At 64.1% G+C, this 13272-nt stretch carries 16 protein-coding genes; 8 read left to right on the top strand and 8 right to left on the bottom strand.

Annotated features, from left to right (window positions below; translation table 11 throughout):
• The first annotated feature begins 24 nt into the window (after positions 1–24).
• Positions 25–741, top strand: coding sequence for a DNA repair protein RecO (gene recO / locus GL284_RS15665; protein ID WP_155045667.1), 717 nt, complete (start codon positions 25–27; stop codon positions 739–741).
• On the opposite strand, the gene GL284_RS15660 is transcribed toward recO, so the two are convergent.
• Positions 742–1164 carry an META domain-containing protein gene (locus GL284_RS15660; RefSeq protein ID WP_155045587.1) on the bottom strand — a complete coding sequence of 141 codons (423 nt, stop codon included), beginning with the start codon at positions 1162–1164 and terminating at the stop codon, positions 742–744.
• A gap of 78 nt (positions 1165–1242) precedes the next feature.
• Complete coding sequence (locus tag GL284_RS15655; RefSeq protein WP_155045586.1) at positions 1243–2895, bottom strand: acyl-CoA dehydrogenase family protein; 1653 nt, start codon at positions 2893–2895, stop codon at positions 1243–1245.
• A gap of 149 nt (positions 2896–3044) precedes the next feature.
• On the opposite strand from GL284_RS15655, the gene GL284_RS15650 reads away from it, so the two are divergent.
• From GL284_RS15650 to GL284_RS15630, 5 genes are read left to right on the top strand one after another with little or no spacing between them, the layout of a single operon-like run.
• Positions 3045–3818, top strand: a complete 774-nt coding sequence (locus GL284_RS15650; protein ID WP_155045585.1) for a sulfite exporter TauE/SafE family protein — start codon at positions 3045–3047, stop codon at positions 3816–3818.
• A gap of 24 nt (positions 3819–3842) precedes the next feature.
• A complete protein-coding gene (dapE, locus tag GL284_RS15645; RefSeq protein WP_155045584.1) occupies positions 3843–4991 on the top strand; it encodes a succinyl-diaminopimelate desuccinylase in 1149 nt (382 codons plus the stop codon).
• Positions 4988–5404, top strand: a complete 417-nt coding sequence (locus GL284_RS15640; RefSeq protein WP_155045583.1) for a GNAT family N-acetyltransferase — start codon at positions 4988–4990, stop codon at positions 5402–5404. Before dapE ends, GL284_RS15640 begins: the two co-directional genes overlap by 4 nt.
• Complete coding sequence (locus GL284_RS15635; protein WP_155045582.1) at positions 5405–5908, top strand: hypothetical protein; 504 nt, start codon at positions 5405–5407, stop codon at positions 5906–5908. It abuts the gene before it with no gap.
• 49 nt (positions 5909–5957) lie between these two features.
• Entirely contained in the window at positions 5958–7337 is a 1380-nt protein-coding gene (locus GL284_RS15630) for a glutamate--cysteine ligase (RefSeq protein ID WP_155045581.1), read from the top strand.
• Between the two features lie 82 nt (positions 7338–7419).
• Here GL284_RS15630 and GL284_RS15625 read toward each other — a convergent pair whose 3' ends face one another.
• From GL284_RS15625 to GL284_RS15600, 6 genes are all read right to left on the bottom strand, one after another.
• Complete coding sequence (locus GL284_RS15625) at positions 7420–7830, bottom strand: DUF2852 domain-containing protein (protein ID WP_155045580.1); 411 nt, start codon at positions 7828–7830, stop codon at positions 7420–7422.
• Between the two features lie 84 nt (positions 7831–7914).
• The gene (locus GL284_RS15620) at positions 7915–8526 is read right to left on the bottom strand and encodes a TetR/AcrR family transcriptional regulator (RefSeq protein ID WP_155045579.1); all 612 of its coding nucleotides are present in this window, start codon (positions 8524–8526) and stop codon (positions 7915–7917) included.
• A gap of 11 nt (positions 8527–8537) precedes the next feature.
• Positions 8538–8828 carry an HPr family phosphocarrier protein gene (locus tag GL284_RS15615; protein WP_155045578.1) on the bottom strand — a complete coding sequence of 97 codons (291 nt, stop codon included), beginning with the start codon at positions 8826–8828 and terminating at the stop codon, positions 8538–8540.
• A complete protein-coding gene (locus GL284_RS15610; protein WP_155045577.1) occupies positions 8825–9250 on the bottom strand; it encodes a PTS sugar transporter subunit IIA in 426 nt (141 codons plus the stop codon). Before GL284_RS15610 ends, GL284_RS15615 begins: the two co-directional genes overlap by 4 nt.
• Positions 9251–9277: 27 nt before the next feature.
• Entirely contained in the window at positions 9278–10222 is a 945-nt protein-coding gene (gene rapZ, locus GL284_RS15605) for an RNase adapter RapZ (RefSeq protein ID WP_155045576.1), read from the bottom strand.
• Between the two features lie 60 nt (positions 10223–10282).
• Positions 10283–10723, bottom strand: coding sequence for an HPr kinase/phosphorylase (locus GL284_RS15600; protein ID WP_155045575.1), 441 nt, complete (start codon positions 10721–10723; stop codon positions 10283–10285).
• A 215-nt stretch (positions 10724–10938) separates the two neighbouring features.
• Between GL284_RS15600 and GL284_RS15595 the strand changes: the two genes are divergently transcribed.
• Positions 10939–12537 (top strand): phosphoenolpyruvate carboxykinase, encoded by a 1599-nt coding sequence (locus GL284_RS15595; RefSeq protein WP_155045574.1) that lies wholly within the window; start codon positions 10939–10941, stop codon positions 12535–12537.
• A 382-nt stretch (positions 12538–12919) separates the two neighbouring features.
• A complete protein-coding gene (locus GL284_RS15590) occupies positions 12920–13171 on the top strand; it encodes a hypothetical protein (protein ID WP_155045573.1) in 252 nt (83 codons plus the stop codon).
• The last annotated feature ends 101 nt before the right edge of the window (positions 13172–13272 follow it).

Raw genomic sequence — 13272 nt, 5'->3', positions numbered from 1 at the left:
GGCGGCAAAGGAAAGGCGCTTTACATGGAATGGCACGGAGAGGCCAGCGTGGTGCAGACCCGCAGGCATGGCGAAAACGCCGTGATCCTGACGGTGCTGGCCCGCGATGCCGGGCTGATTTCGGGGCTGGTGCCGGGCGGGGCCAGCGCCAAGCGCGCCGCGATGTTGCAGCCAGGCGGGCGGGTCAGCCTGCGCTGGCGGGCCCGGCTGGAGGACCAACTGGGCACGTTCACCGCCGAGCCGGCCCGCGCCCGTCCCGGCCTTCTGGCCAATGCCGATGCGCTGGCCGGGGTCAATGCGGTGACGGCGCTGTTGAGCTATGCGCTGCCGGAACGCGATCCGCACCCGCGCCTGACCGACGCGACCGAGGCGTTGCTGGACCAGATGGATGCGGATGATCCCTGGGCCGAGGCCTATCTGCGCTGGGAGATGCGGCTTCTGGACGATCTGGGGTTCGGGCTGGATCTGGGCAGTTGCGCCGTCACGGGCAGCCGTGACGGGCTGGCCTATGTCAGCCCGCGTTCGGGCCGGGCGGTCAGCGCGCAGGCGGCGGGCGACTGGGCGCCGCGCCTGCTGCCCCTGCCCGCGCTGCTGGGCGGTCGCGGCAATGGCGGTGTTGCGGATGCGCTGGCCCTGACCGGGTATTTTCTGGAAACCCGTCTGGCCGAATTCCACGCGGGCAAGCCCTTGCCGCCCGCGCGGGGTCGTCTGGTCGCGCGCCTGCTGGCGCGCGAGGCGTGATTACTGGTCCTTGCGGTAGCCCGGCTCGAAGGTCAGATAGGTCGGGCCGGTGATGGCCAGCACGCCGCCTTCGTATTTGATGCCGTTCGCCTGTGCCAGCGCGGCGAAATAGCGATTCTCAAGCTCGGCGGCGCGGCCGGAACAGGCCATGCGGGTATTCGTCACCGGGCTCAGCGCGAAGGCCGGCGGCTCGGCGGTCTGGGTGGCGGTGTAATGGTTGCAAGGCGCCTGACCCGAGATCGAGCCATCGGCATTGATCGTCAGCCCGACATTGCGCTGCGGCACGGTGTCAGAGCCGATGCCGACCAGCACATATTGCCCCGTCGGGATGTTATGGGCCGGATCCGAAGGCGCTGCGGGTTCACAGGCGGCAAGCGCGGTCACGGCGGCAAGCGCGGCAGAAAGGGTCAGGATACGGGTCATGTTGGGCCTCTGTTCTGTCATGTTGGGGCCATAATGCCCGAACGCCCCCGACTGTCCAGCCGCGCAGGGAATTTCGCGTCAGCCCAGTAACCTGCGTGCAATAACCTGAGCCTGAATTTCCGCCGCCCCCTCGAAGATGTTGAGGATGCGCGCGTCGCACAGAACCCGGCTGATGGTATATTCCAGCGCAAAGCCGTTGCCGCCATGGATCTGCAAGGCATTGTCGGCCGCCGACCACGCCACCCGCGCGCCCAGAAGCTTGGCCATGCCTGCCTCAAGGTCGCAGCGGCGGCCATGGTCCTTTTCCCACGCGCTGAAATAGGTCAACTGCCGCGCGATCATGATCTCGACCGCCATCATCGCCAGCTTGTCGGCAACGCGCGGGAACGCCACCAGCGCACGCCCGAACTGCTTGCGGTCCAAAGCGTATTGCAAGCCGATCTCGCAGGCGGACTGCGCCACCCCGACGGCACGGGCGGCGGTCTGAATCCGCGCAGATTCAAAGGTTTCCATCAACTGCTTGAAGCCACGTCCGGGTTCGGCGCCCAAAAGATCCTCGCCCCGGATGCGGAAGCCGTCAAAGCCCAGCTCGTATTCCTTCATGCCGCGATAGCCCAGAACCTCGATCTCGCCTCCGGTCATGCCGGGGGTCGGGAACGGGTCATCATCGGTGCCGGGGGTCTTGCGGGCCAGAAACATCGACAAGCCGCGCCAGTCGCTGCTGTCGGGATCAGTGCGGGCCAAAAGCGTCATGACATGGCTGCGCTGCGCATGGGTGATCCATGTCTTGTTTCCCGTGACCAGCCAGTCATCGCCGTCGCGCACCGCACGGGTGCGCAGGCTGCCAAGGTCGCTGCCGGTATTGGGCTCGGTAAAGACCGCCGTGGACAGGATCTGACCCGAGGCCAGCCCCGGCAGCCACTCCGCCTTTTGCGCCTCGGTTCCGCCGCACAGGATTAGTTCGGCGGCGATTTCGCTGCGCGTGCCAAGGCTGCCCACGCCGATATAGCCGCGCGACAATTCCTCGGTCACCACCGCCATCGAGGCTTTCGACAGCCCCAGCCCGCCATATTCCTCGGGGATGGTCAGGCCGAAGACGCCCAGCTCGGCCAGTTCGTTGATGATCTCAAGGGGGATCAACTCGTCCTTCAGGTGCCAGCCATGCGCATTGGGGATCACCCGTTCATCGGCATAGCGGCGGAACTGGTCGCGGATCATCTCCAGCTCATCGTCCAGACCCGAGGCGCCGAAGGTCGCACGGCGGTTGTTGTCCTGCATCAGCCGCACCAGCTCGGCACGGGCTGCCGGGCTATTGCCCGCCATCAGGCGGCGCAGGTCGTCATCAGGCTGCCAGTCCAGCCCCAGATCGGACAGACGGGCGAATTCGGTCTGGCTCATCGGGATGCCGCCCGCGATCTGGGTCAGGTATTCGCCGAAGCCGATCTGCAGGATCAGCGCCTCGGTCCGGCCAAGCGCGTCCTCGGCGGCCAGACGGTCGGCCCAGCCCGCAAGCTGGCGCAGCGCCTCGATATAGGTCGCAAGCCACGAAAGCGCGTGCACGGCGTGCTGATGTTCGTCCAGCAGGGCCGCATCGGGCTTGCCATCGGGCGCGACACGGTGGCGCAGGGCCTGGGTCGCCTCAGTCAGCAGCGTCTGAAGCGCCGGGTCGGCGGCCTTCACGGCCTGAAGCAAAGCGGTTGGCTGATCGGCCATGGCAGGCGTGTCCTTCATCGGCATGTCCCTTATGCGGCATTGCAGCATTTCTAGCCAATCGCAGATGTCAAAGCAACTATCATGCGCATATGACCACCATATCGAACTAAAATAACCAAGCAATATGCGTCTTGCGCCCGCGTCGGCAAAGGTTAGGACTGGCGGTCATGTTCGGCCTTGATCCTTTCCATTTCTGGACGGCTATCGCTGTCACCGTCGCCGCCGGCTTTGTGAAAGGCGCAATCGGCTTTGCCATGCCGATCATCATGGTCTCGGTCCTTGGGTCGTTCCTGACGGCGCAGCAGGCGCTGGCCGCGGTGATCCTGCCGGTGCTGATCACCAATATCCATCAGGCGCTGCGGCGGGGCTGGCGTCCGGCATGGCAGGCGGTGCTGGATTATCGCTGGCATATCGGCGCGCTTCTGGTCGTCATCCCGCTGAGCGCGGGGCTGGCGACCGTGGTGCCGCAATGGCTGATGTATGGGCTGTTGGGCCTGCCGATCACCGCCTATGCGCTGTGGCAACTGGCCGGGCGCAGCATGGTCATCCCCGTCCGCCATCGCCGCGGGGTCGAGATCGGCAGCGGCATCATCGGCGGGCTTTACGGCGGCATCGCGGGCATCTGGGGGCCGCCGCTGATCGTGCTGCTGCTGTCGATCAACGCGCCAAAGGAAGAACAGATGCGCGTGCAGGGCGTGGTGTTCTTTCTGGGCGCCGCGATCCTGACCGTCGCGCATCTGCAGACCGGCGTGCTGAATGCCGACAGCCTGCCCTTTTCGGCCATTCTTGTGATCCCGGCGGTCATCGGCATGGCGCTTGGCTATCTGGCGCATGACCGGCTGGACATCGTGCAGTTCCGCCGCTGGACGCTGATCCTGCTGACGCTGACCGGGCTGAACCTGATCCGCCGGGCGCTGGAGCTTGGCGGCCTGCCGGTGTAAACCCCTGCCAAGACAGGAGGCCCCATGACCCGATCCCCAGACCCTGCCGAATTGACGGCGCAACTGATCCGCTGTCCCTCGGTCACGCCGGAAGAAGGCGGCGCGCTGCTGCTTCTGGCGGATGTGCTGACGGCGGCGGGCTTTAGCTGCACCCGCGTCGACCGCAACGGCACGCCGAACCTGTTTGCGCGCTGGGGGGCCAAGGGCGCGGCGCGCAGCTTCGGCTTCAACGGCCATACCGATGTCGTGCCTCCGGGCGATATTGCGGCGTGGACGCATCCGCCGTTTTCGGGGCATCAGGCCGATGGCTGGATCTGGGGGCGCGGCGCGACCGACATGAAATCCGGCGTGGCCGCCTTCGTCGCCGCCGCCATCGCCCGCGTGACCGAGGCCCCGCCCGACGGCGCAATCCTGCTGGCGATCACCGGGGATGAGGAAGGCCCGTCCCGCGACGGCACCCGCGCGCTGCTGGACTGGATGGACCAGACCGGCGAGCGGATGGATGTCTGCATCGTCGGAGAGCCCAGCAACCCCGACCGCATGGGCGAGATGATCAAGATCGGGCGGCGCGGCTCGATGACGCTGGAGATCGAGGCGCAGGGCGTTCAGGGCCACGCCGCCTATCCGCACCGCGCCAAGAACCCGCTTCATGCGCTGCTGCGGCTGCTGCATCAGCTGACCGATCAGCCGCTGGATCCGGGAACCGCGCATTTCGACCCCTCGGGGTTGCAGGTCACGACCATCGACTGCGGCAATCCGGCCAGCAATGTCATCCCGGCCAAGGCCCGCGCGACGGTGAACATCCGCTTCAACGACGCGCACCGCTCGGAGGGTCTGGATGCGATGATCCGCGACAAGGCGGCGGCGATCGCGGCCGAAACCGGGGTCGGCTTCGACATCCAGACGCAGGTTTCGGGCGAAAGCTTCCTGACCCAGCCCGGCCCCTTCGTCGATCTGGTGGCCGATGTGGTGCGTCAGGCGACGGGGCTGGATCCGGTCCTGTCCACCTCGGGCGGCACCTCGGATGCGCGTTTCGTCAAGGATCACTGCCCGGTGCTTGAATTCGGCCTTGTCGGTCATTTCATGCATCAGGTCGATGAACGCGTGCCCGCAGATCAGGTGCGCCAGCTTTCGGCCATCTATCGCACCATTCTGGACCGTTATTTCGCATGATCGAAAAGACCGACGACATCGCCGCCTGCCGCGCCATCCGCCACGAGGTCTTCGTGATCGAACAGCACGTCCCGGAAGCCGAGGAATGGGACGGGCGCGACGGCGAGGCGATCCACCTGATCGCCCGCGACGACAGCGGCGCGCCCATCGGCACGGCGCGGCTGCTGCTGGAGGGCGCGACCGGCAAGATCGGTCGCGTGGCCGTGCTGAAAGCCGCGCGTGGCAGCGGGACCGGCGCGGCGCTGATCCGCGCCTCGTTGCAGGAACTGGCGGGCATTCAGGGCATTACTCGCGCCAAGCTGGGCGCGCAGACCCATGCCATCGGGTTTTACGAAAAGCTGGGCTTTTCCGCCTATGGTCCCGAATATCTGGACGCGGGCATTGCGCATCGCGACATGACACAGGAGCTGTGATTGATCCGCCCCGAACTGCGTCCATGGGCTGAAACCGTTGCCGCCTTGGCCGCGACGGGTTTTGGCATCTGGGTGTTTTCGCTGGGCGGCTGGATCCTGTGGCCGGTGGGCGCGCTGATTGCTGCCGCCTCGGGCGCATGGGCGCTGGATGCGCGGCGGCGGATGCGGTTTCGCAGCAATGCCTCGGCCCCCGGCGTGGTGGAACTGGACGAAGGCGCGATCCGCTATCTGTCGCCCGACCGCGTGCTGGGGGGCGAGATCCCGCTGCGCGATCTGTCGGAAATCCGGCTGATGCGACTGGACGGGCGCAGGCATTGGCGGCTGAAAAGTCTGGATCGGCAGGCGCTGCTGATCCCGGTCGATGCCAGGGGGGCCGAAGGGCTGGCCGATGCCTTTGCCGCCCTGCCCGGCGTCGATATGGGCCGCATCGCCCATGCGCTGTCCGGTGACGGCCCCGCGATCCAGACCGTTTGGACCAGGACCGACCGCGCGCGCTTGACTTGAGCGCCGCAGATTGCCACCTGTGGCGGATGAAGGCACAGAAAGGCCACCGATGTCCATTCCTCAACAGGGCGGCGGCCCGATCGAACGTCCCGAACAACTGGCGGAATATATCGCTTCGGGCGAAAAGCCCCGCGACCGCTGGCGCATCGGGACCGAGCACGAAAAGTTCGGCTATCGTCACGCCGATCTTGCGCCTCTGCCCTATGACGCGCCCGAAGGTCAGGCCAGCATCAAGGCCATGCTGGACGGCATCGGCGCGCGCTATGGCTGGTCCCCCGTCCGCGAGGGCGAGCATATCATCGGCCTTGAACGCGACGGCGCGAATATCAGCCTTGAACCCGGCGGGCAGCTTGAACTGTCCGGCGCGCCGGTCGAAACCATTCACCAGACCTGCGATGAGGTGAACCAGCATCTGGCCGAGGTGAAATCCGTCGCCGATGAGATGGATGCAGGTTTCATCGGCCTTGGCGCGGCGCCGATCTGGTCGCAGGATCAGATGCCGATGATGCCCAAGGGCCGCTATCGCCTGATGACCGACTATATGGGTCGCGTCGGCGAGTTGGGCACGCAGATGATGTATCGCACCTGCACGGTGCAGGTTAATCTGGATTTCGGATCCGAGGCCGACATGGTGCAGAAGCTGCGTGTGGCGCTGGCCCTGCAACCCGTCGCCACGGCGCTGTTCGCCAATTCGCCGTTTCTGGACGGCAAGCCCAATGGCATGAAAAGCTGGCGCGCGCATATCTGGCAAAACCTTGACGATGCCCGCACGGGCCTGCTGCCCTTCGCCTTTGAAGACGGCATGGGCTATGAACGCTGGGTGGATTACGTCTTGGACGTGCCGATGTATTTCGTCTATCGCGACGGCAAATATATCAACGCCTTGGGCCAGAGCTTCCGCGATTTCATGAAGGGCCGGCTGCCCGCCCTGCCCGGTGAGATCCCGACCCTGTCGGACTGGGCCGACCACCTGACCACCGTCTTCCCCGAGGCCCGCGTCAAGAAATTCATCGAGATGCGCGGCGCCGATGGCGGGCCGTGGCGCAGGCTTTGCGCCCTGCCCGCGCTGTGGGTCGGGTTGATCTATGACCAGTCGGCGCTGGATGCGGCATGGGATCTGTGCCGCGGCTGGAGCGCCGAACAGCGCAACGGTCTGCGGGTGGCTGCGGCGCGTGACGGGCTTGCGGGGGAATATGACGGGCTGCACCTGCATGACATCGCCCGCGACGTGCTGGAAATCGCCGAACATGGCCTGAAGAACCGCGCCCGCCCCGGTCAGGGCGGTCTGGTTCCCGATGAAACGCATTTCCTGAACGCGCTGCGCGAAAGCGTCGATACCGGCAAGGTTCCCGCTGATGAGTTGCTGGCGAAATACAAGGGCGAATGGGCGGGCGATCTGTCCCGCATCTATGGCGAATATTCCTACTGAGATCCGCCAGTCTGCAAAGCGAAGCGCCCCAAGACGAATGGCTGCAAAACGAAGGGCCGGGGAAACCCCCGGCCCTTTTGCGTCACGCCTGAACGTCGCGCGGTTCCTTGCGGTTCTGCATGAACTGGTCGAATTCGGCCTTGTCCTTGGCCTCGCGCAGCTTCTGCAGGAAGTCCACGAATTCGTTGTGCTCGTCCTCAAGCCGCTTCAGCGTTTCGCTGCGATAGGCGTCAAAGGCCGAATTTCCGCTGGACTGAAAGCGGTCCGCGTTGCGGCTGCGGCGGTCGGTGCGGGGACGGCAGGAAAACATGCGTTTGCTCCAGATCATATATCCAAGGATGGCAAGGCCGACCGGCCAGACGATAACGAAGGCGGCGATCATCGCGATGATCCACGCGCCCTTGCCGCGTTCATCCAGCCAGTCGCGGACCGCGATCAGAGCCGATCCGATCCGGTCCATGACCGAAGGTCGTGCGGCGGGGTAAGTGTTCATGTGGCTCCCTTTCTGATGTGAATGTTAATCACATTTACATAAATGGAGATCCCGCCCCGTCCTTCAATGGGTCACAGGCAAAATTTATGCGGAAATCACGCCAAGGCCGCGCAGATAGATCAGCGTTCCGCTTTCCAGCATATCCTCGGGCGAGATCGGCGAACGTCCACCGGGTTTGCCGCGGCTGAACAGCTCGACCACGCCATGGCTGAGCGCCCAGATATGATCGGCCACCATCCATGCAGGCGGGCGCTGGTCGCCGGGTGCGGTGCGAAACAACTCCTCGGCCGCCGTCACCAGAACGCCGCGCGCCCGGTCCGCTGCCTGTGTCAGCGCGGAATTCGAGGTGATCGAGATGCCGGATTCAAACATCGCGATGTAATAGCCGCGCCGTTCCGCCGCAAAGGCCAGATAGGCTTTGCCCATGTGAAACAGCGCCGAAAGCGGTGTAGGCTTGCCACCAGAAAAGGCGGTTTCAAGCCGCTGCGAGAACTCTTCAAAGCCATGCCGCGCGACTTCTTCCAGCAACTCGTCACGACCAGCGAAATGGCGATAGGGGGCGGCGGCGCTGACACCCGCCTGACGCGCGGCCTCGGCCAGAGTAAAGGCCTGCGGGCCCTTTTCCTCGATCAGATGCACGGTCGCCTGAACAAGCGCCTGCCGCAGATTGCCGTGGTGATAGCTTTCGCGGGCCATGTGAGCGGCCCTTACATGCCTTCGCCGAAATAGTCGCCGACAAGCGCGGTCAGCGCCTCGGCCAGTTCGCTGGCCTGCGCGCCCTTGGTCGTGACGGAAATGGTGCTGCCGCGCGGGGCGGTCAGCATCAACAGCCCCATGATCGAATCGCCAGACACGCTCATCCCGTCCTTTTCGACGGTGGCGCGGGCGTCGAAGCGTTCGACGGTTTCAACGAATTTGGCACTGGCCCGCGCGTGCAGGCCCTTTTCGTTGATGATCTTCAATTCGCGCGTGATCGGCGCAGGGCTTATGTCATTCATGAGGCAGCGCGGCTTGGGACGGGGATGATATCGGCAGGAAGCACATCATAGCTGTTGATGTATTTCCGTCCCGCGTCCTTGGCCAGCGAAACCGCGTCGGCGACAGGCAATTTGCGCGATTTGGCCAGCTTCACCAGCATCGGCAGATTGGCCCCGTAAAGGATCGAGCGATTGCGCGCATGACAGGCCATCAGCGACAGATTGGATGGCGATCCGCCGAACAGATCCGTGACCACCACGACCCCGTCCCCGGTATCCACCGAATCGGCTGCGTCGCAGATCTCGGCCTGCTTCGCACTCCTGTCATGATTTTCCTCTATCGTCACGGCGCGGATGCCCGCCTGTGGCCCGACGACATGTTCGACCGCCGAGAGATATTCCCGGGCAAGTCCACCATGTGCCACGATGACAATTCCGATCAAATTTCCCCACCACGCATGGTCATGCCGCTAACCGACCGACGCCACGCGGGGGCCAGAGGACTGGCCATCATCCGCAGGTGCCGGCGCCTTTTGACGGCGTTCAAGTTCCCGATGTCTAGTTGACACTTGCCAGCCTGCTTTCGCAAGCGCATCTGCCATTTTTTCGGCCATTGTGACCGAACGATGTTGCCCGCCGGTGCAGCCGAAGCCGATCACCAGATGGGCCTTGCCCTCTTCCAGATGTGCCGGAAGGACGAAAAGCAGCAGATCAAGGATCCGCTGGAAGAATTCGGCGAATCGCGAATCGGCCGCCACATAATCCTGAACCGCCGCATCGCGCCCGTCCAAGGGCCGCAGCGCCGGTTCCCAGTGCGGGTTCGCCAGAAACCGGCAGTCGAACATCGTATCGACACCGCGCGGCACGCCCCGCTTATAGGAAAACGACTGGACCGAGACGGTCAGCCGCCGCCCCTGATCGGTATCGAACCAGCGCGCCAGTTCCGCCTTCAGATCATGCGGCGACAGTTCGGACGTATCGACCAGCACATCGGCCCGCGCCTTGATCGGCGCCAGCATGTCGCGTTCGGCAAGGATCGCGTCCAGCGGCGCGCCCTCGGCCCGCAGCGGATGGCGGCGGCGGGTTTCGTTAAAGCGGCGCAGCAACTGTTCGGTGGCGCAGTCCAGAAACAGCACCTCGGGTTCATAATCCGGCAACCGCGTCAGGCGGTCGATCAGTTCGATGACATTGGCCGCCGAAAAGTCGCGGTTGCGCACATCCAGCCCCAAGGCCAGCGGCACGGGCCGCGCGGGCCCGTCCAGAAGGCGCGGCACCAGCGACAACGGCAGGTTGTCGATCGCCTCATATCCCAGATCTTCCAAGACGTTGATCGCAGTCGAGCGTCCGGCACCCGAGGGGCCGGTGATCAGGACAAGTCTTTGCGTCTGGTCGTCGGGTTTGGCGTCTTGTGTCATGGCGACGGGCTGGATCAGGGTTGGCAGATGACCTTTTAAGGCGGCGACACGGCAGTCGGGTCAAGCCCCGGCCCCGTCCGCGCGTCCGGCAGTCAGATATTGCAACAGCACTGGTGCAAGATGGCCACGTCCCTGCCCCAGCACAAGGGGCAGCCCAATGCCAAGAAGATCAAGTTTTCGGTGATCGGGCAGACGGTCAGGCTCGGAGCGGTCCAGATCGACGGCCAGCGCCAGCGGCGCCTCGGGCAGCGCCTCGGCGGCCAGAATGCCCACGCCCCGCGCCTCGATCCTGCCGCAAATCGACGGCGGGCATGTCGCAATCAGCAGGTCGCCGCGGCGGGCGACCCAGATGCGGTCATCGCCGACAAGCCGCGCGCCATAGGCCATGAGTTGCAAGGCCAGAGTCGATTTCCCCGAACCGGACGCGCCGAGAATCAGTAGCCCGCGATTCATCCATGACACGCATGAGCCATGCAGCAGGACAGGGTCTTTATCTTCCATGGGCAGAAACAGCTTCGCGGATTTGATGAAGAAACACAGGAATATCGCCTTGGCGCCTTAACCAATTTTTACAAATCGCCGTTTGTTTGCGCGAACAATGCATGGTTGCGCTAAACCTATCCATATGTCCGCTTTCGTCATAGACTTGCCATGCTATAGCACAGTCGAAATGTCGGGCAGCCAACACCCGACGATCATCAGGAGCTGAGCAGGACATGTCCGAACCGCGCGTCAACCCCAATTGCCGTCTCGAAGATCAAGGGATCACCGGTCTTGGCAATGTCTATTACAACCTGCTGGAACCTGCGCTGATCGAAGCCGCTCTTCAGCGCGGCGAAGGCAAGCTGGGCCTTGGCGGCACGTTCCTTGTCTCGACCGGCGCGCATACCGGCCGCTCGCCCAAGGACAAGCATGTGGTGCGCACCGCCTCGGTCGAGGAGTCGATCTGGTGGGACAACAACAAGCCCATGGCCCCCGAGGCATTCGACGCGCTTTATGCCGACATGCTGGCCCATATGAAGGGCAAGGATTATTTCGTGCAGGACCTGTTTGGCGGTGCCGACCCGGCGCTGCGTCTTGACGTGCGCGTCGTGACCGAGCTGGCATGGCACAACCTGTTCATCCGCCACCTGCTGCGCCGCCCCGAGGCGTCCGAGCTGGCAAGCTTCGCCCCGGAATTCACCATCATCAACTGCCCCAGCTTCAAGGCGGATCCCGTCAAGCACGGCTGCCGCAGCGAAACCGTGATCGCGCTGAACTTCGATCGCAAGCTGATCCTGATCGGCGGCACCGCCTATGCGGGCGAAAACAAGAAATCCGTGTTCACGCTGCTGAACTACATCCTGCCGGAAAAAGGCGTGATGCCGATGCATTGCTCGGCCAACCACGCCATCGGCAACCCCGATGACAGCGCGATCTTCTTCGGCCTGTCGGGCACCGGCAAGACCACGCTGTCGGCGGATCCGTCGCGCGTGCTGATCGGCGATGACGAACATGGCTGGTCGGATCACGGCATCTTCAACTTTGAAGGCGGCTGCTACGCCAAGACGATCAACCTGTCGGCCGAGGCAGAGCCGGAAATCTTTGCGACCTGCAGCAAGTTCGGCACCGTGATCGAGAACATGGTCTATGATCCCGAAACGCTGGTGCTGGATTTCGAGGACAACTCGATCACCGACAACATGCGCTGCGCCTATCCGTTGGACCAGATCTCGAACGCATCGGTCGACAGCCTTGGCGGGATGCCCAAGAATGTCATCATGCTGACCTGCGATGCCTATGGCGTGCTGCCGCCCATCGCGCGGCTGACCCCGGCGCAGGCGATGTATCACTTCCTGTCGGGCTTCACCTCGAAGACGCCGGGGACGGAAGTGGGCGTGGTCGAGCCGACCCCGACCTTCTCGACCTGCTTCGGCGCGCCCTTCATGCCGCGCCGCCCGGAAGTCTATGGCAAGCTGCTGCAGGAAAAGATCAAGGCGACCGGCGCGAATTGCTGGCTGGTGAATACCGGCTGGACCGGCGGCGCCTTCGGCACCGGCAAGCGCATGCCGATCAAGGCGACGCGCGCGCTGCTGACCGCCGCGCTGGACGGTTCGCTGAACGATGCGCAGTTCCGCAAGGATCCGAATTTCGGCTTCGAGGTTCCGGTCTCGGTGCCCGGCGTCGACGAGAAGCTGCTGGACCCGCGCCAGACCTGGGCCGACGCTTCGGCCTATGACGCGCAGGCGGCCAAGCTGGTCGGCATGTTCAGCGACAACTTCGCGCAATATGCCGACAAGATCGACGACGACGTGCGCGCCGCGGCCATCGGCTGAGGCTTGCGTCCCGCGACGCGGGGGCTCTGCCCCCGCACCCCCGGAGTATTTCGGGAACGAAGAAGATGAAGCGGTCCGGGGCGGGCCGCTTTTTTTGTTTTGCGGCGCGACTTGCTGACAGAGCGGACCTTGGCTGTCATCCTTGAGACGCCGCATGGACCGTTCAAGCTTGGATGAACACTTGGATGAACACTTGGATGAACACTTGGATGATATACTTGAGCCATTTGGCTGGACGGAAATTCCCAAAACATTGTTTTACAGCTGCTAGCTTGCCCTGCGGTTCGAACTTGGGGACCGTCACGTTCTTGGGCCAGCCAGATTTCTGCAGAGCATAGATCGCGCAAGACACATCGCGTCGACGGTTTTCACTGGGGCAAGCATGCTGACAGTCGCGATCCCTGACGGCGTGCGCTTTCAGAGCAGCGCGGTAAAGGAGGCCGGCTTTGTGGGACAGTTCAAACCCATCAGGCATCTGTCCTCAATGAACCGTGCCGCCGGAAAGCGCATCGGTTGGGCTGCCGAGTTTCCTAATCAGCAAGATGAATTGGCGGTGCTTCTTTGGGCGCCTATTGCGAACGAGATGGGCGTAAAGCCGACCCTCGGCTGGATAGTGCCCCGCGGCGTGGTGTAGGAGCGCCGACCCTCGGAGAGGTCAGGGCTTGTTCAGGTGGCCACGGCGGGCAGCCTGACGGTTGGATTGTCGGTCACACGGGCGAGCGTTTCAAGGCTCAT

Origin of the sequence: Paracoccus shanxieyensis, assembly GCF_009711265.1 — a bacterium.
In the GTDB taxonomy this organism is placed as follows: Bacteria; Pseudomonadota; Alphaproteobacteria; order Rhodobacterales; family Rhodobacteraceae; genus Paracoccus; species Paracoccus shanxieyensis.
This window is presented reverse-complemented; position numbering and strand designations above follow the sequence as displayed.